Annotated in this window: 18 protein-coding genes, 2 tRNA genes and 1 other annotated feature; of the genes, 19 read left to right on the top strand and 1 reads right to left on the bottom strand. The window is 40.9% G+C overall.

Annotation, left to right across the window (positions count from 1 at the left end):
• The first annotated feature begins 7 nt into the window (after positions 1-7).
• Together AAGU76_RS17000 and AAGU76_RS16995 are read left to right on the top strand one after the other, a co-directional pair.
• Positions 8-445, top strand: a complete 438-nt coding sequence (locus AAGU76_RS17000; protein WP_342486720.1) for an ACT domain-containing protein — start codon at positions 8-10, stop codon at positions 443-445.
• 9 nt (positions 446-454) lie between these two features.
• Positions 455-1663: a patatin-like phospholipase family protein gene (locus AAGU76_RS16995; protein ID WP_342486719.1), complete on the top strand. Its 1209-nt coding sequence runs from the start codon at positions 455-457 to the stop codon at positions 1661-1663.
• A gap of 99 nt (positions 1664-1762) precedes the next feature.
• Here AAGU76_RS16995 and AAGU76_RS16990 read toward each other — a convergent pair whose 3' ends face one another.
• Positions 1763-3184 (bottom strand): N-acetylmuramoyl-L-alanine amidase, encoded by a 1422-nt coding sequence (locus AAGU76_RS16990; protein WP_342486718.1) that lies wholly within the window; start codon positions 3182-3184, stop codon positions 1763-1765.
• A 173-nt stretch (positions 3185-3357) separates the two neighbouring features.
• Between AAGU76_RS16990 and cysS the strand changes: the two genes are divergently transcribed.
• The 17 genes from cysS to rpoB all read left to right on the top strand — a co-directional run bounded on the left by cysS (position 3358) and on the right by rpoB (position 18917).
• Entirely contained in the window at positions 3358-4770 is a 1413-nt protein-coding gene (gene cysS / locus AAGU76_RS16985) for a cysteine--tRNA ligase (RefSeq protein ID WP_342486717.1), read from the top strand.
• Complete coding sequence (locus tag AAGU76_RS16980) at positions 4752-5219, top strand: ribonuclease III domain-containing protein (RefSeq protein ID WP_342486716.1); 468 nt, start codon at positions 4752-4754, stop codon at positions 5217-5219. Before cysS ends, AAGU76_RS16980 begins: the two co-directional genes overlap by 19 nt.
• Positions 5206-5937, top strand: coding sequence for a 23S rRNA (guanosine(2251)-2'-O)-methyltransferase RlmB (gene rlmB, locus AAGU76_RS16975; RefSeq protein ID WP_342486715.1), 732 nt, complete (start codon positions 5206-5208; stop codon positions 5935-5937). Before AAGU76_RS16980 ends, rlmB begins: the two co-directional genes overlap by 14 nt.
• Position 5938: 1 nt before the next feature.
• Positions 5939-6454, top strand: coding sequence for an NYN domain-containing protein (locus AAGU76_RS16970; protein ID WP_342486714.1), 516 nt, complete (start codon positions 5939-5941; stop codon positions 6452-6454).
• A 63-nt stretch (positions 6455-6517) separates the two neighbouring features.
• Positions 6518-7165 (top strand): sigma-70 family RNA polymerase sigma factor, encoded by a 648-nt coding sequence (locus tag AAGU76_RS16965; RefSeq protein ID WP_342486713.1) that lies wholly within the window; start codon positions 6518-6520, stop codon positions 7163-7165.
• A 307-nt stretch (positions 7166-7472) separates the two neighbouring features.
• Positions 7473-7548, top strand: a tRNA-Thr gene (locus AAGU76_RS16960).
• A gap of 335 nt (positions 7549-7883) precedes the next feature.
• Positions 7884-7957 (top strand) — tRNA-Phe (locus tag AAGU76_RS16955).
• 43 nt (positions 7958-8000) lie between these two features.
• Complete coding sequence (tuf, locus tag AAGU76_RS16950; protein ID WP_342486712.1) at positions 8001-9194, top strand: elongation factor Tu; 1194 nt, start codon at positions 8001-8003, stop codon at positions 9192-9194.
• A gap of 425 nt (positions 9195-9619) precedes the next feature.
• Positions 9620-11371 (top strand): ammonium transporter, encoded by a 1752-nt coding sequence (locus AAGU76_RS16945; protein WP_342486711.1) that lies wholly within the window; start codon positions 9620-9622, stop codon positions 11369-11371.
• 176 nt (positions 11372-11547) lie between these two features.
• Positions 11548-11697, top strand: coding sequence for a 50S ribosomal protein L33 (rpmG, locus tag AAGU76_RS16940; protein ID WP_019227378.1), 150 nt, complete (start codon positions 11548-11550; stop codon positions 11695-11697).
• A 19-nt stretch (positions 11698-11716) separates the two neighbouring features.
• Positions 11717-11929, top strand: a complete 213-nt coding sequence (secE, locus tag AAGU76_RS16935) for a preprotein translocase subunit SecE (protein ID WP_342486710.1) — start codon at positions 11717-11719, stop codon at positions 11927-11929.
• 17 nt (positions 11930-11946) lie between these two features.
• The gene (gene nusG, locus AAGU76_RS16930) at positions 11947-12474 is read left to right on the top strand and encodes a transcription termination/antitermination protein NusG (protein ID WP_342486709.1); all 528 of its coding nucleotides are present in this window, start codon (positions 11947-11949) and stop codon (positions 12472-12474) included.
• A 47-nt stretch (positions 12475-12521) separates the two neighbouring features.
• A complete protein-coding gene (gene rplK / locus AAGU76_RS16925) occupies positions 12522-12947 on the top strand; it encodes a 50S ribosomal protein L11 (protein ID WP_342486708.1) in 426 nt (141 codons plus the stop codon).
• Between the two features lie 55 nt (positions 12948-13002).
• Positions 13003-13701 carry a 50S ribosomal protein L1 gene (gene rplA / locus AAGU76_RS16920; RefSeq protein WP_342486707.1) on the top strand — a complete coding sequence of 233 codons (699 nt, stop codon included), beginning with the start codon at positions 13003-13005 and terminating at the stop codon, positions 13699-13701.
• A gap of 11 nt (positions 13702-13712) precedes the next feature.
• Positions 13713-13826: a sequence feature (ribosomal protein L10 leader region), on the top strand.
• 17 nt (positions 13827-13843) lie between these two features.
• Positions 13844-14347: a 50S ribosomal protein L10 gene (rplJ, locus tag AAGU76_RS16915; protein WP_342486706.1), complete on the top strand. Its 504-nt coding sequence runs from the start codon at positions 13844-13846 to the stop codon at positions 14345-14347.
• Positions 14348-14530: 183 nt separating this feature from the next.
• A complete protein-coding gene (gene rplL / locus AAGU76_RS16910; protein ID WP_342486705.1) occupies positions 14531-14911 on the top strand; it encodes a 50S ribosomal protein L7/L12 in 381 nt (126 codons plus the stop codon).
• A gap of 271 nt (positions 14912-15182) precedes the next feature.
• On the top strand, positions 15183-18917 hold the full coding sequence (gene rpoB, locus AAGU76_RS16905) for a DNA-directed RNA polymerase subunit beta (protein WP_342486704.1): 3735 nt from the start codon (positions 15183-15185) through the stop codon (positions 18915-18917).
• Positions 18918-18941 lie beyond the last annotated feature (24 nt).

The following is an 18941-nucleotide window of genomic DNA, read 5'->3' as shown; positions in this document are numbered from 1 at the left end:
TGGAGAGATGTTAAAGAAGTATTTAATCGTAAGCAAAAAAATACTGCCGGATGTATACGAAAAAGTAATTGAAGCACGCAATCTTATAAATAACGGCAGCGTCAAGGGAATCAGCGAAGCAGTTAAAAAGGTGGGTATCAGCAGAAGCACTTATTACAAGTACAAAGACTATGTTTTTTCGCCGTCTGAGAATTCCATAGGAAGAAAAGCCGTAATTTCTATGATGTTAAGACACGAGAAAGGGGTTTTGTCAAATGTTTTGAATCACCTTTCAGCAGAAAATGCAAACATACTTACCATCAACCAGAGCATACCTATAAACGGCAAAGCTTCCGTGAATGTATCACTGGATATTTCCGACATCAGCAAATCAATCGATGATGTTATAATAGAGATGAAATCAATTAAAGGTGTAAGTTCTGTAAAGCTGTTATCAATTGAGTAGGAGAATCATATGTACGGATTGGTTTTAGAGGGCGGAGGAGCAAAGGGCGCATACCATGTGGGTGCGTTCAAGGCATTGAAGGAACTTGGAATAGAAATCGGAGGAATTGCAGGAACATCCATAGGAGCCATTAACGGAGCCTTGATGGTTCAAGGCGATTATGAACTTCTTGAAAAGATCTGGTACAATGTAAACTCGCACGAGTTGTTTGACATTGATGAAAAGGCTATTGCAGACCTTAAAAATCTCAATATGCAGGAAATAAATTTTTCATACCTGCTTCATCAATCTAAGGAAATACTGAACAACAGAGGATTGGACACAACTAAGATAAGGGAACTTTTCGACGAATATGTGGACGAAGAAACCATAAGAAAATCTCCTGTTGACTTTGGAATAGTTACAGTCAATATGACGGACAAGAAGCCCTTGGAGCTTTACAAGGAAGACATTCCGGAAGGCAAAATGGTGGATTTTCTTTTAGCCAGCGCAAATCTGCCTGCCTTCAGGATAGAAGAAATGGACGGCAAGAAGTACCTTGACGGAGGTTTCTACGACAACCTGCCCATAGGCCTGCTAGCCAAAAAAGGATACAAGGACATTATTGCTGTAAGGACAATGGCTCTTGGTATTGTGAGAAAAGTAAAGGTCAAGGACTTGAAAGTCACTTACATACAGCCTGCCGAAGGGTTGGGAGGAGTTTTTGGCGCTCTTGATTTCAACAGGGATAAAGCAGATGAGCTTATTAAGCTTGGGTACTATGACACCATGAAGGTGTTTAAGAACCTTAAAGGCTACAAATATTACTGCACTCCCTATGAAGGAGATTTCATAAAGATACTGGTGGACTTTTTGCTGAACAACAGGGATAAGGTTTCAAACATAGGCCGCATGCTTGGTTTTGATGATGTCTTTGAAGAAAGGATGCTTTTCGAAAAAATCATGCCGCGCCTTGAGTCGATTCTTGATATGAAGGGAACGTATGACTACCAGGACATATTGCTCAGGCTCACTGAACGTGTAGCTGAAAAGTTCGGCATGGAAAGGTACAAGATATATTCTGCAAGGGAGTTTGTAAACCTGACGGTTGAAAAATTCAGGCAAAATCCTCTGGGCTACACAAAAAATGTTCCGGGCTTCATTAAGAGAAACAAAATTTTGTCCCTTGCAGTGAAGGAAGATCTGGCAGCCGAAATATTCGAGGAAATATTCCTTTAAATCAATTAAGAATTAAGAGTGAATAATGAAGAATTAAAAGTAAAATCAGGGCGTGGCCCTGATTTTTTCATCTAATTCTTAATTTTTAATTCTTAATTCTTAATTCTTCATTGCATTGAAGTAGTCTGTTATTCCTGCGGCTATTTTTTGAACAACAACGTTTTGAAAGCTTGAGTTGTGTATGTTCATTTCCTCTGCAGGATTTGACATGAACCCTACCTCAATCAGTGCGGCTGGAGTGTTTGTCTCCCTGAGAACCTCGTAGTTGCGGTCCAAAATTCCGTCCCTGTAAATGCCAGTAACCGTAACTGCATTCAGATAGATGGCTTCCGCCAGGTCGTATCCGAACCTGGTGTCCTTGTATTTAACTGTGTTGTAATAGGTTGACAGACCGAAATAATCGCTGTTGTTCAGCGAGTTGTGGTGAATAGAAAGCAATATGTCTGCTCCAAGACTGTCTGCCATTCGCCCACGCTGCTTGTTGGCTATGTATGTGTCGCCTTCCCTTGTGAGGTACACCGTTGCTCCCATGGATTCCAAAACAGCCTTGAGGTTTTGTGCCACATCCATGTTCACGTATTTTTCGTACTTTCCGGAAAAGCTTATGGAACCCGGATCCTTGCCTCCGTGTCCCGGGTCAAGCAATATTTTTCTGCCTTCGAGAGGTAGTGTTTCCATCAGGTATGAATTGTTGCACCAGCCAACGGTTCCTGACATGTCAACAACCTTGTCCCATCCGTCCTGTGAATCGACTACCATAAGTGTTGTGCCTTTTTTGACAGAGGTAATTTTTTTGCTCTTTGCAGAAGGCTCTGTTCTGATGTTCAGGTCGTCAGTTGTTTTTTTATAGCCTTCGCTTCCTTCGGCGAAATAATTTAAGTTATAGGTTGTAAGCCAACCGGCTACGTAGCCGTATCCCCCGTCACCCAGTCTTACCTTAAGCCACCCGTTCTTTTCGCCGCAGATGTCAAAAGAGTCATATCTGTTTGCTGTTGTGATCACATTTCCTGAAGCTACTGCAGCACCTCTGATGTTCACATTGTCGTACAGCAGGTATATTTTTTCTGATTCCTTGTATTCGATGTCTGTCAGCCAGCTTGCTATGTAATATTCTTTTCCCTTGTATTCTACTATGTGCCAGCTGTGGTAAGTGTCCACGTATTTCAGCTTTTCTCCAGGAGAAACCTGTCCTACCTGTTTGGAGGCAGTTGATGGAGAAGTTCTGATGTTTATTTTGTAGCTTGTGTTGTTTACCACATATTTTTCAGCCGGTACAGTAACAAAGTACTTTTCAATCCATCCGGTGGTTCCGTCCTGGGTCTTAATGTTGTACCAGTCGTTCTTTTCCTTGACAATTTCTACGCGGCTGTTGATTTTTAACGTGTTTTTTATCTTTGACGAATAGTCCGCGCTTTTGTAGACGGCTATGCTTGATATGTTTGTAAAGCCTGAAGTTGCTCCAAAGGCTGTAGTTATGGACATAGTAAGCATTACTACCGACATCACAAATATTTTCTTCACATGATTCCCCCTTTCATGGACGATATGATTTCCAGTATGAAAATTATAACATTTTTCGACAAAATGCCCATTACAGTTTAATTACATTATAATTTTAATGGCTAAAAAATAACTTGATACTCGACAAACAGTATTATATAATAATTTCAGAGTAACGAGGGGAGAGATTTCTTATGAAACTTTACAATACACTATCCAGATCAATTGAAAATTTTAAACCAATAGATGAAAAACAGGTCAGGATGTATACCTGCGGACCTACTGTATATAATTACGCCCATGTGGGCAACTTAAGGACGTACATACATGAGGACATCCTGGAAAAAACCCTTAGATATATAGGATACCCTGTAAAGAGGGTAATGAACATCACAGATGTGGGACACCTGGAATCCGATGCCGATGAAGGCGAAGACAAGATGCTCAAGGGGGCCAAAAGAGAGAACAAGACAGTTTGGGAAATAGCTCAGCACTATACGGATGCTTTCTTCAGTGACATTGAAAAACTGAACATCAAGAAGGCTGACGTTGTTGCAAAGGCCACCGATTACATAGAAGAATACATAGAATTCATTAAGGGACTTGAGTCAAAAGGATACACGTACATGGCAAACGGCAACGTGTATTTTGACATCACAAAGGTAAAGGACTACACAAAGCTTTCAGGCATGAATCTTGATGAGCTCAGAACAGCGTCCAGGGAAGATGTGCATGTGGATGTGCACAAAAAAAATCCTCAGGATTTTGTTTTGTGGTTTACAAAATCCAAATTTGAAAACCAGGCTATGAAGTGGGAATCACCATGGGGAGTGGGCTATCCGGGCTGGCACATTGAGTGCTCTGTCATAAGCCTTAAAAATCTCGGAGAACAGATGGACATTCACTGCGGCGGTGTGGATCACATACCTGTGCACCATACAAATGAAATAGCGCAGACTGAAAGCTATACCGGAAAGAGTTGGGTTAAATACTGGTGGCATGGGGAGTTTCTCATAGACAACAACGGCAAGATGAGCAAGTCAAGCGGAGAGTTTCTGACGCTGTCCCTCATTGAGAAGAAAGGATTCAAACCGTTGTCTTATAGATACTTCGTGCTTAATTCCCACTACAGGAAGCAGCTTGCATTTACTTACGACTCTCTTGCTTCTGCAGAAAATGCATACCTGAAGCTGAAAAGCAGGATAAAGACAATAAAGGATAATTCAAAAGACGACAAAGAGAAAAATATTGAAGCAGCAGAAAAGTACAGGGATGATTTCAAAAAATGCCTTGAGGATGACCTGAACACTGCAAATGCCATAACAGTGCTGTTTGAAATGCTTAAGTCTGATGACATAAATAATGTTCAAAAGCTTGACCTGGCTGCAGATTTCGATAGAGTTCTTTCTCTTGACCTGTTAAAGGATGACCAGTGCCAGGTTCATGATGAGCTTGCGGAATATATTGAAGAAATGATTCAAAAAAGGCAGGAAGCAAAGAAAAACAAAAATTACCAGCTGGCTGACTCCATAAGGGCAGAATTGTTGGAAAAGGGCATCATGCTGGAAGATACAAGACAAGGTGTAAATTGGAAGAAAATAAACTGATGCACACAGACGAAGAGCTGATGAAAAAAGCAAGCGAGACCAAATCAAAAAACACTTACATGTATTCACCTGCACAACTAGCTTATGCAGGTGATGCTGTTTATGAGATGTTGGTTAGAAGCCACATCATCAGGAAAAACGACATAAACGTGAACCGCATGCACCGACAGGCGGTAAAGTTTGTTAAGGCCAAGGCTCAGGCATATATTGTAAGCCAGCTTGAAGACGAACTTACAGATGATGAAAAGACTATTGTAAAAAGAGGCAGAAACGCCAAGGTTACTTCTTCACCCAAAAATGTCGAGCTCATGGATTACAGGTATGCCACGGGATTCGAGGCATTATTCGGTTACCTGTACTTAAACGGTCAGCTTGAAAGGCTCATGGAGCTGTTTGAGAAAATTATTGATATAATAGAAGAAAAGGATGATAAAAATGAGAATAATTGAGGGCAGAAACCCTGTTATGGAAGCATTGAGAAGTGATGCCCAGATAGACACCATACTGATAAGCAGGGAAGCAGCGCAGGGCTCCATGACAAAAATAATAGAGCTGGCTAAAACGAAGAACATACTGGTAAAGAATGTCGACAAGGCTTTGCTGGACAGATTGAGCGAAAATAAGAGACATCAGGGAATAATAGCAGAAGCCATGGAGTACGAATACAAGGAAATTGACGATATACTTGAAAATGCTAAATCAAAGGGAGAAAAGCCCTTTGTGGTTATACTTGATGAGGTTCAGGACGTCCACAACCTGGGTGCAATCATCCGTACTGCCGAGTGCCTTGGTGCACATGGAGTCATAATACCAAAAAGAAGGGCGGCTCAGGTTAACGGTGTTGTTGCGAAATCATCAGCAGGAGCTGTGGAGTTTTTGCCTGTTGCCAGAGTGACAAACATAGTGAGCGCCATTGAGGACCTTAAAGATAAGGGACTTTGGATTTACGGAGCTGACATGGCAGGAGAAAAATATGTCCACCAGAAGAAATTTGATGCTCCTGTAGGCCTGGTTATTGGAAGTGAAGGCTTCGGAATAGGAAGGCTTGTAAAGGAAAAATGCGACGTTCTCGTGAAAATACCCATGAAGGGAAACATCAACTCACTCAATGCATCATGTGCTGCTTCCATTATAATATATGAAATAATGAAACAGAGAGGCATTTAAAATGCCCAGAACAAAAAAGGAATATCTGTTCATAGACGGTTACAACATCATAAATCAGTGGCAATATTACAAGGAAGTTAAAAACATTGCCAACAGCAGGAACAAGCTTATTGAGCTTCTGGTTGAATACCAGGCATACAAAGGGATTAACGTAATCGTTGTTTTTGATGCTCACCTGGTCAAGGGCAGCCTGGAAAAAAAGGAGACTGTCGCTGGAGTGGAAATTGTCTATACAAAGGAACATGAGACCGCCGACAGCTTCATCGAGAAGCAGCTGGACAGGATAGGAAGATACGAAAGAGTACAGGTTGCCACATCAGACAGTGCCATACAGCAGATAGTCATATCCAGGGGTGGTACGAGAATTTCTGCTCAGGAAATGATTATGGAACTTGAAAACGCCAAAAAGGATATCCGAACAAAAACCGAGAAACCTCGACAAAAAGGTACAAATATTGACCGGGTTTTGGATGATGAAACTCTGGAAAAATTGGAAAAACTCAGAAGAAGCATGTAAACTGTTGACATTAATTGTAAGTATAATATATAATTTGCCTATATTGGAAGTTTTGGAGGGGTTATGAATCCAGTTGTTTTATTTAACAGTCTTTTGTGCTGCAGTGAAGACTACGAAGCTTTTTCGGATGAAGAGCTTGTGGACATGTCCAGATTCGGTGACGAATATGCATCGGAGAATTTGTGCAAAAGATACACTCATGTGGTTAAAAGAATAACCAGTTCATTTTTCCTTATAGGAGGAAGCAAGGATGACTTATTTCAGGAGGCAATGATCGGACTTGTCAAGGCCGTTAAAACCTACAACAGAAACCTCGGCACAAAATTCAGGTCCTTTGCGGAATTATGCATAAGAAGGCAGGTCATTACGGCAATCAGAAAGACGGAATTAAACAAAACAGCATACAAGATAATTCCTCTTCACGATTGTGCGGACTATGAAAACGATTCTAATGTATTGGATGATAATTTTGATACAAATAGGCTTAATCCCGAATTCGTTTATATAAACGGTGAAGAATTGAACCAATACATGTATATGGCGTCCAAGGTTCTGAGCAGCTTTGAATGGAAGGTGCTGGCAGAATACAGGTCGGGAAAAAGCTATGCTGAAATATCAGCATCTCTTAACAAAAGCATCAAGTCCATAGACAACGCTGTGCAAAGGATACGAAAAAAAATATGCAGCAACAAGGAGAACTTCATCTATTGAAAAGATGGCCCAAGAACTATTAGCCATCTTTTTGTATGCCCTAACCCCATTGTTGCGAGCGCATCGAAGCAAGAATGGATGGTAGGTCAACCGCAATGAGTTCCAATTTTGTGCGAACGGCAGTGAGCAAACAAAATTGTGAACGAAACTGTGTTATGCCCTAACCCCATGCCCGGACAATAAACACATGAATATAAATTGCCTGTTAAGGCTTCGAAAAGTAAATTTGTTAGAATGCTGAGATTTTTCTATTGATTTATTTCAACATTGTTGGTATAATAAATTTTGCTGAACAGAAAGGCGTCATGCTTGCGTAGCTCAGTAGGTAGAGCACTTCATTGGTAATGAAGAGGTCGGCAGTTCGAGTCTGCTCGTAAGCTCCAAAAATTGAAATCTCCGCTGATGAGACTTCAACATAAAAATATAAAAAAGTTGAACATTCACTTAAGCTGGTGAATATTCAACTTTTTTATTTATCATAACTTTATCTGCAGCATCCAGGAAAGATTATTGGAGATAGATCTACAGGCTTATGGAATGTAACCATGAAAAACATTGCTTAAATTTCAATATTCAATGTGGAAGCTTATTTCATTTTGTTTAAAATTTTGTTGATTTTACATTATATTCTTGTTATAATACACTTAATGAAATGAAGGGTGCAGTGCTAAAAATTAATATAAGCACATGCTAAAAATAATTAATTTTAGGAAAATTTGCATATGAGGCTCAGCAGGCAGAGTTCTTCATTTAAAGAAGGAATCGGCAGTTCGAGTCTGCTCGTAAGCTCCAAGTATGTGATTTAATTAAAATTTAATAACGCGGGAGGAATAAAATGGCAAAACAAAAATTCGAAAGAACTAAACCCCATGTAAACGTTGGTACGATCGGACACGTTGATCACGGCAAGACAACACTGACTGCAGCAATCACTCTTACATTGAACAAGAGATACGGAACCGGTGAATATGTAGCGTTTGAAAACATTGACAAGGCTCCTGAAGAAAGAGAAAGAGGTATAACCATCTCTACAGCCCATGTTGAATATGAAACTCCAAACAGACACTATGCTCACGTTGACTGCCCAGGACATGCTGACTATGTAAAGAACATGATTACAGGAGCGGCTCAGATGGACGGAGGTATCCTGGTTGTTTCTGCAGCTGATGGTCCTATGCCTCAGACAAGAGAGCACATCCTTCTTGCAAGACAGGTTGGAGTTCCGCAACTGGTAGTATTTTTGAACAAGGCCGACATGGTGGACGACCCTGAACTTATCGAGCTTGTTGAAATGGAAATCAGAGAACTGTTGTCGGAGTATGAATTCGACGGCGACAATATTCCAATAATAGTAGGTTCAGCTTTGAAGGCTCTTGAAGATCCTATGGGTCCTTGGGGAGACAAGATACTTGAATTGATGGAAGCTGTTGATTCAACAGTTCCAACTCCTGAAAGAGATGTTGACAAACCATTCCTGATGCCTGTAGAAGACGTGTTCTCAATTACAGGCCGTGGTACGGTTGCTACAGGAAGAGTTGAAAGAGGAGTATTGAAAGTTCAGGATAAGATTCAGATTGTCGGACTTAACGAAGAACCGAAAGAAACTGTTTGTACAGGTGTTGAAATGTTCAAGAAGCTGCTTGATCAGGCACAGGCCGGCGACAACATAGGAGCTCTTCTCAGAGGTATTCAGAGAAATGAAATCCAAAGAGGTCAGGTTCTTGCAAAACCGGGTTCAATAACACCACATACAAAATTCAACGCGGAAGTTTACGTTCTGACCAAAGAAGAAGGCGGAAGACATACTCCGTTTTTCAACGGCTACAGGCCGCAGTTCTATTTCAGAACCACAGACATCACAGGACAGATAGACCTTCTTGAAGGTGTTGAAATGTGTATGCCTGGTGACAATGCCAGATTCATTGTTGAACTGATTCACCCCATAGCAATCGAAGAAGGATTGAGATTTGCTATCCGTGAAGGCGGAAGAACAGTTGGTTCAGGAGTAGTTACTTCAATTATCAAATAAAGAAGCCCTAACCCTATTTTTCAGAACGGTTTTTTCTGAAAAATAGCGGTAGGTCTTTCGCAATGAGTTCCCAATTTATGTGAGCGACAGCGAACAAATAAATTGGTGAACGAGACTGCGCAGATGCGAAGGATCCGTATGATTAACGAGGAGATTCTTCACTTCGTTCAGAATGACAGAGTTAATAATTGTTAAATTGAAAAATTTTAAAAAAGTTATTGACAAATGGCTTTTCATCATTTAATATAATAAAAAACAGCAAAGGCGCTGCAGGAAATACCTGCGGCGCCTGTTTTTTTATAGAGGATGGGAATTACGGAATATGTCGGGGATGATCCCGGCCAATGCACAAAGGCGTGTATGTACTCTGGTATGTACGCGCCGTTTTTTATTTCATCATTTTTATTTTTAAGGAGGAGAGTAATATGTATTCATCAGTAGACACTATTTGGGTATTGTTGGGAGCGGCTTTGGTATTCTTCATGCAGGCCGGTTTTGCTATGGTTGAGACAGGTTTCACCAGGGCGAAGAACGCAGGAAACATAATAATGAAAAACACGCTGGATTTCACAATCGGCACGATAGCATTCTGGGTTTTGGGTTTTGGCTTGATGTTTGGAGCAAGCAATTTTGGTTTTGTTGGAACACCAGATTTCTTTGTGAGGGGAGATTATTCGTCCACAATTCCAACCATGGCATTTTTGATATTCCAAACTGTATTTTCTGCTACGGCAGCAACGATAGTTTCCGGAGCCATGGCGGAAAGGACTAAGTTCGTTTCATACTGTATTTACAGTTTGGTTATAAGCGCAGTTATTTATCCTGTATCAGGACACTGGATATGGGGAGGAGGATGGCTTTCACAATTAGGTTTCCATGATTTTGCAGGCTCAACTGCAGTTCACATGGTTGGAGGCGTAGCAGCATTCCTTGGAGCAAAGGCTCTTGGACCCCGTATAGGAAAGTATGATTCTGAAGGCAAGCCTAATGCCATACTTGGCCACAATCTTACTATCGGTGCATTGGGAGTATTCATACTCTGGTTCTGCTGGTTCGGTTTCAACGGAACTTCCACAATATCCATGACAGGAGACGAAACAATTGCTTCTGCTGCCACAATATTTGTCACTACAAACATGGCTGCTGCGGTAGCAACAACAACAACAATGATAATCACATGGATAAGGTACAAAAAACCTGATGTTTCCATGACCTTGAACGGTGCGCTTGGAGGTCTGGTAGCCATAACTGCAGGCTGTGACACTGTATCTGTTGCAGGTGCCGCAGCAATAGGTTTGATAGCTGCCTTCATTATAATATATGGAGTTGAATTTCTTGACAAGAAGCTTAAGGTGGACGATCCTGTAGGAGCCGTTGCAGTTCACGGAATGTGCGGTGCCGCCGGAACAGTATTGACGGGTGTGTTCGCAGTTGAAGGAGGACTTTTGTACGGAGGTGGAGCTGCCATGGTTATGGTACAGCTTGCCGGAGTTCTCGCCGTTGTTCTTTGGGTTGCAGTGACTATGACAGTTGTTTTCAAACTCATTAACAGCACAATCGGCCTTAGGGTATCTGAAGAAGAGGAAATCACAGGACTTGACATTATGGAACACGGACTCATAAGCGCATATGCGGATTTCATGCCTGCGTTGTCTACAGTAAGCTCATATTCAGGGGCTTCAGTTCCTGCCCCTATGCATATTGTAAGAAATGAAGGCTACACAGCTGAAGAAGTGAAGACTGTTAAATCGGCCAAGACCAACAAGATTACCAAGGTTGTCATCATAATCAACCAGAACAAATTCCAGGCATTGAAGGAAGCCATGTCAAAGATTGAGGTCACAGGCATGACGGTAACCAACGTTCTTGGCTGCGGAATTCAAAAGGGTTATCAGGAATATTACAGAGGCGTCAAGGTTGACATGAACCTTCTGCCTAAAATTCAGGTTGAAATTGTTGTCAGCAAGGTTCCTGCTAGACTCGTTATCGAAAAGGCCAAGGAAGTGCTTCACACCGGAAGCATCGGCGACGGCAAAATATTCGTTTACGATGTTGAAAACGCAGTGAAGATCCGTACAGGGGAAGAAGGGTATGATGCATTGCAGGATGAAGATGTGAGCTTGGAAGAAAATAAAACAAAAAATATAGAAAATGTATTGACAGATGCTGTTTCGTAATATATAATCAATTGTCAAATAAAAAAAGCTTTTGCTTGAGCAGGGGCTTTTTTTAATGGATGAATATTCGAGGTAACTTTTGACATGCTAAAAAAATGTTGACAGTTAAATTGAATTATGATATCTTAAGTAGGATAATGGGTCTTATGAACAAATAAGGGTCTTGGAGGTGTAAAATGAGAGTAGCAGTTAAGTTAGCATGCACAGAGTGCAAACAAAGGAATTACGACACAGAGAAGAACAAGAGAGAAAATCCTGAAAGAATAGAGTTAAACAAATATTGCAAGTTCTGTAAAAAGCATACTCTTCACAAGGAAACAAAATAACCATATGAGGTGTTGGTAAATGTCAAACAGAGAAAATGAAAAACCAAAGTTTACTGCTCGTGTAAGTAATTATTTCAAGGGTGTTAAAGCAGAATTGAAAAAAGTAAATTGGCCATCCAAAAAGGAATTGTCAAACTACACAATCGTGGTACTTGCTACTACATTTGCTATGACACTTGTAATTTGGGGATTAGATCTCATATTCCAGAATTTGGTTGCATTGATTGTCTAAGAAGGAGTAATGCGGGTATGAAGCAAGAGTCACAAGGATCAAGATGGTATGTTGTTCATACATATTCGGGACATGAGAATAAAGTAAAGGCTAACATCGAAAAGCTGGTTGAAAACAGAGAGATGCAGGATATTATTTTCGAGGTTAGAGTGCCGGTTGAAGAAGTACCAGAAGTTAAAAACGGCAAAAAGAAAATCAAAGAAAGAAAAATGTTCCCCAGTTATGTTATCATCAAGATGATAATGACTGATGAATCTTGGTATCTTGTAAGAAACACAAGGGGAGTTACCGGCTTCGTAGGTCCGGGATCAAAGCCTGTTCCTTTGACAGATGAAGAGGTGAAAGCACTGGGTGTTGTTGAGAGACTTCCTGCGATCGAACTTGTACCGGGAGATACCATCAAAGTTAAAGAAGGACCATTTGAGGACTTCATTGGTGCTGTAGAAAGCATCAGTCAGGAAAAAAGAAAAATTAAAGCTTTTGTGTCAATGTTCGGAAGAGAGACTCTTATCGAACTTGATTATGACCAGATTGAAAAAGTTTAAAACTTTTCAATAGATACATCGTTAAGCGATGAAGGAGGTGCAACGATATGGCTAAAAAAGTAACAGCTATTGTTAAACTGCAGATACCAGCAGGAAAAGCGACTCCAGCTCCACCGGTTGGTACAGCGTTAGGACCTCATGGTGTGAATATAATGGGATTTTGTAAAGAATTCAATGCTAGAACAGCTGATCAGGCTGGTATGATAATACCTATAGTATTGACTGTTTATCAGGATAGATCATTTACATTTATCACAAAAACTCCGCCAGTAGCAGTTCTAATCAAAAAAGCAATAGGAATTGAAAGCGGTTCAGGAGAACCAAACAAGAAGAAAGTTGGAACACTTTCAAAGGCAAAATGTGAAGAAATCGCAAGATTGAAAATGCCTGACCTAAACGCAAATACTGTTGAAGCAGCAATGAACCTGGTAGCAGGTACTGCAAGAAGTATGGGTGTTGTAGTAGAAAAATAAACATGGCACTGTGGGAGGCCGTTAAGGCTGCTGGACCACAAAGGAGGTTAACAATATGCCAAAGCACGGAAAAAAATATCAAGACAGTATGAAATCAATTGACAAATTGAAGTTGTACGACTTGGAAGAAGCTGTAGAAGCAATGCTTGGAACAGCAAAAGCAAATTTTGACGAAACAATTGAAGCTCACTTTAAATTAGGTGTTGATTCAAGACATGCAGACCAACAGGTAAGAGGAGCTGTAGTTCTTCCTCACGGAACAGGTAAGGTTGTTCGCGTATTGGTATTTGCAAAAGGCGACAAAGCTAAAGAAGCTACTGAAGCCGGTGCAGATTATGTAGGCGAAGCTGAATTGGCTGACAAGATTCAAAAAGAAAACTGGTTTGACTTTGACGTAGTTATCGCAACTCCTGACATGATGGGTGTTGTTGGTAGACTGGGTAGAGTATTGGGACCTAAAGGCTTGATGCCAAACCCGAAATCAGGCACAGTTACATTCGATGTGGCAAAAGCTATCGAAGATATCAAAGCCGGTAAAGTTGAATACAGACTTGACAAAACAAACATCATCCACGTTCCTGTAGGAAAGAAATCTTTCGGTACTCAGAAATTGGTTGATAACTTAAAAGTTATAATCGATGCTGTAGTTAAGGCTAAACCAGCAGCAGCTAAAGGTAAATACTTAAAGAGTGTTGCCATAGCTAGCACAATGGGACCTGGTGTTAAACTGAACACCACTAAGCTGATGGACTAGTACCGACAGTCATTAAATTGAATAGAACACCGCAGACAGCCGGAGCTGAAAAGCTTAATAACCGGCCGAGGTTGAGATAATAGATAAATTCTCTTCGTCTGCGGAGAGATTTTTTGTATACCGATTAAGGAGGTGTAACCGGATGAATCAAACAGTATTAGAACAGAAAAAACAAGTTGTAGGCGACATAACTGAAAAACTTAGGAACGCTAAATCTGTCGTATTGGTAGAATACAAAGGTTTGACAGTTGAAAAAGCCACAGAATTGAGAAACAAATGCAGAGAAGCAGGCGTTGAATATAAAGTTTACAAAAACACTTTGATGCGTTTTGCATTTGAAGAGCTGGGATATAAAGACATCACTCCAAGTCTGGAAGGTCCGAATGCCATAGCTATATCATATGATGACGAAGTATCTGCAGCAAAGGTTACAAATGATTTTGCTAAGACAAGCAACGACACAGTAATATTGAAAGCCGGTATAGCTGAAGGTAAGGTTATGAATGCTGATGAAGTTAAAGCATTGGCAAGCGTACCTGCAAGAGAAGTTCTTATCGCTCAGCTGGCAGGCGTATTACAAGGAAATATCAGAAATCTTGCTTATATGCTTGATCAGATCAGTAAGAAAAACGAAGAAGTAGCATAAGATGCCCTAACCCTACTTTTCAGAACGGTTTTTTCTGAAAAATAGCGGTAGGTCATTCGCAACGAAATCCCAATTTATGCGACGTAAGGAGCAAATAAATTGGTGATTGAGACTGCGCAAGGTCTCAATAGAACATTATAAATTAAAAAATTAAATTACATGAATCCATAGGAGGTATTTAAAATGGCAAGTGAAAAAATCACAAACTTTGTTGAAGAAATAAAGAAGTTATCAGTATTAGAATTAAATGAATTAGTTAAAGCAATCGAAGAAGAATTCGGTGTATCAGCAGCAGCTCCTGTAGCTGTAGCAGGTGCAGGTGCAGGCGCAGCAGCTCCTGTTGAAGAAGAAAAAACTGAATTCGACGTAGTTCTTACTAGCGCTGGCGCTGGCAAGATCAAAGTTATCAAAGTAGTAAGAGAATTGACAGGCCTTGGCTTGAAAGAAGCAAAAGATGCTGTTGACGGAGCACCTACTACATTGAAGACTGCAGTTTCAAAAGAAGATGCAGACAAGATGAAAGCTGCATTGGAAGCTGAAGGCGCTTCTGTAGAAATTAAATAATTGTTGTAAAATAATATTGACAATTAAAAAAAAGACTTTACATGTACGTAAAGTCTTTTTTGCACATTGAAAATAATGTATAATTTTTTTCAACAAGCAAATAATACCAAATGTGTGTGCAGTAAAAAAGTATGCATAAATTTTTAATTATTTTTCAAAAATTATTGACAGAAAAAATATATGGTGATATTATTATATATTGCCATGAGCATATCATGTTGGCACAGAATTTGTATGCTGACAAAAAATTATTAAACTAAGGGGTGAAAAAATGCCGCATCCTGTGAAAATAGGTAATAGAGTGAGGATGTCTTACTCTAAGATTAATGAAGTTTTAGAATTGCCGGATTTGATCGAAGTACAGAAAAAATCTTATGAATGGTTCTTGAACGAAGGCTTGAAGGAAGTATTTGACGATATTTCACCGATTGAGGATTACACTGGCAATTTGATTCTGGAGTTTGTTGATCACTCTTTATATGGTGAGCCGAAATTCAGTCAGGTTGAGTGTAAGGAAAGGGATTCAACTTATTCAGTTCCGTTAAAACTCAAAGTAAGGCTGATCAACAAGGAAACAGGAGAAATTAAAGAGCAAGAAGCATTTATGGGTGAGTTTCCTCTCATGACCGAAAAAGGCACGTTCATCATAAACGGTGCAGAACGTGTTATAGTAAGCCAGTTGGTTAGATCACCTGGCGTATACTTCAATATGAACAGGGACAAAGTCGGTAAGGAACTGTACGAGGCCACTCTTATACCAAACAGGGGAGCCTGGCTTGAGTATGAAACCGACTCTAACGATATTATATATGTAAGGGTTGACCGTACCAGAAAACTGCCAGCCACAGTGCTTGTAAGAGCCATGGGTCTTTCATCTAATTCTCAGATCATAGAGACTTTAGGCGAGACAGAGCAGCTTTTGAAAACTCTTGAAAAGGACAACACTGCCAATTCCGAAGAGGCATTGATTGAAATATACAAGAGATTGAGACCGGGAGAACCTCCTACATTGGATAGCGCTTCATCTTTGATTAATTCATTGTTTTTTGACCCGAAAAGATATGACTTAGCAAAAGTTGGCCGTTATAAATTCAATAAGAAATTGAGCCTTGAAAACAGAATTATCGGAAAAAAGGCAGCTGAAAACATAATTGACAAGGAAACCGGCGAAATACTCGTACATAAAGATGAAACGATCAGTGCCGAAGCAATTGACAAATTGGAAGCAGCAGGAGTTTTCACCGTTTTGATATACAACTCCGAAGATAAACCAACAAAGGTATTAAGCAATAAATTCGTTAATCCAAGAATTTTTGGATTGGATATAGATTTTGAAAAATTAGGATTGAAGGAACGAGTTTTCTATCCAGCCATGAAAAAGATACTGGAAGAAAACAGTTCAACAGATGACATTGAAAGAGCAATCATCGAAAATATGAAGGAACTTTCTCCAAGACACATTATCGTTGAGGACATGATTGCTTCTGCAAACTATCAGTACGGTCTGTTTAAGGGAATAGGAAATACGGATGACATAGACCACCTGGGCAACAGAAGGCTCAGAAGCGTCGGAGAACTTCTGCAGAACCAGGTTAGAGTGGGTCTGTCAAGAATGGAAAGAGTCGTAAGAGAGAGAATGACCATTCAGGACGTTGATGTAGTAACTCCTCAGGTGCTAATAAACATCAGACCTGTTTCAGCTGCAATCAAGGAATTCTTCGGTTCCAGCCAGTTGTCACAGTTCATGGACCAGACGAACCCTCTTGCAGAGCTTACTCACAAGAGAAGAATGTCAGCTCTCGGACCCGGCGGTCTTTCCAGGGACAGAGCAAGCTTTGAAGTCCGCGACGTTCACCATTCACACTACGGCAGAATGTGTCCGATAGAGACTCCTGAAGGTCCGAACATCGGTCTTATCACTTCTCTTGCCACTTATGCGAGAATCAATGATTACGGGTTCCTTGAATCACCATACAGAAGGCTCAACAAGGAAACAGGGCAGGTAACCGATAAAATCGACTACATTACAGCCGATATAGAAGATACAAAGATTATAGCGCAGTCAAACGAGCCTTTGAACGAAGACGGCACATTTGCCAACACTCGTGTTGTCGTTCGAGGTATTGACGGCATCAACGAAATCGTGTCAAGAGACATGGTTGATTACATGGAGGTTTCTCCAAAACAGGTAATATCAATAGGAACAGGGATGATACCGTTCCTGGAAAACGACGACGCCAACCGTGCCCTCATGGGTGCCAACATGCAGCGTCAGGCAGTTCCCCTCTTGATAACCGAAGCTCCTGTTATAGGAACAGGCCTTGAGTACAAGGCAGCCAAAGACTCAGGCGCAGTAATTGTTGCGGAACATGATGGTGTTGCCCTTTCTGTTACGGCTTCCGAAATTCTTGTAAAAAGAAATGACAACGGTATGATTGACAGATATCCGCTTCTCAAGTTCAAGAGATCAAACAGCGGTACCTGCGTGAATCAAAGACCTATCATATACAAAGGCGACGATGTGAAGAGAGGTCAGATTATTGCTGACGGACCTTCAACAGACAACGGAGACATGGCTATAGGAAAGAACTTGCTCATAGGTTTCATGACATGGGAAGGTTACAACTACGAGGATGCTATGCTTCTTAACGAAAAACTGGTTATGGATGACGTCCTCACTTCCGTTCACATTGAAGAATATGAATCGGAAGCAAGAGACACCAAACTTGGACCCGAAGAAATCACAAGAGACATTCCTAACGTCGGAGATGATTCGCTTAAGGATCTGGACGAGAGAGGAATTATCCGCATAGGTGCCGAAGTTAAATCCGGAGACATTCTCGTGGGTAAGGTAACTCCAAAGGGAGAAACAGAGCTTACTGCCGAAGAAAGGCTGTTAAGGGCAATATTCGGTGAAAAGGCAAGGGAAGTAAGAGACACTTCACTGAAGGTTCCTCACGGAGAAACCGGTATAATTGTGGATGTAAAAGTATTTACAAGAGAAAACGGCGATGAGTTAAGCCCTGGTGTAAGCAAGCTGGTCAGAGTATACATTGCCACAAAACGTAAGATAAACGTGGGCGACAAGATGTGCGGACGTCACGGTAACAAGGGTGTTATCTCCCGCATCATGCCTGGTGAAGATATGCCATACCTGCCGGACGGCACACCTCTGCAGGTAGTTTTAAACCCACTGGGCGTTCCTTCGCGTATGAACATCGGTCAGGTGCTTGAAGTGCATCTTGGCCTTGCAGCTAAAAAACTCGGATGGCACGTGGCAACTCCTGTATTTGACGGCGCCAGCGAAGATGACATCTGGGATGCTCTTGAAATGGCAGGATATCCAAGAAGCGGTAAGATTGCGCTAAGGGACGGAAGAAGCGGGGAATATTTTGACGGACCTGTAACAGTAGGTTACATGTATATGCTTAAACTTCACCACCTTGTTGATGACAAGATCCACGCCCGTTCAACAGGACCTTATTCCCTGGTTACACAGCAGCCGTTGGGTGGTAAGGCACAGTTCGGAGGACAAAGATTCGGAGAAATGGAAGTTTGGGCTCTGGAAGCATACGGAGCAGCACACACTCTCCAGGAAATTCTTACTGTGAAGTCAGACGACGTCAATGGAAGGGTTAAGACCTATGAAGCCATTGTCAAAGGTGAGAACATTCCTGAACCGGGAATCCCTGAATCATTCAAGGTACTTGTAAAAGAATTGCAGAGTTTGGCTCTGGATATCAAGATAATTACCAGTGAGCAAGATGAAGTCGAAATTGTCGATACTATGGACAGTGAAGAAGACTTGCATGTTGATGGTGAAAATCTCGGCGATATGAAGTATGTTGAGGAAGATGGAATGATTGAAGTCGACATGCAGGAAGAAGGCGCCGAGAGTATTGAAGATATAGATGACATTGATGAAATCGAAGATATTGACGATATCGACGCCTATGAAGAAGCAGATATAGATATTGACGACGACTTCGATGATGATGATTATTAATACAAGGACCATTTGAAAATTTAC

The sequence above is a fragment of the Sedimentibacter sp. genome, assembly GCF_038562225.1.
Taxonomy (GTDB): Bacteria; Bacillota; Clostridia; order Tissierellales; family Sedimentibacteraceae; genus Sedimentibacter.
Note: the sequence above shows the minus strand (reverse complement) of the source record. Positions and strands in the feature narration are given on the sequence as shown.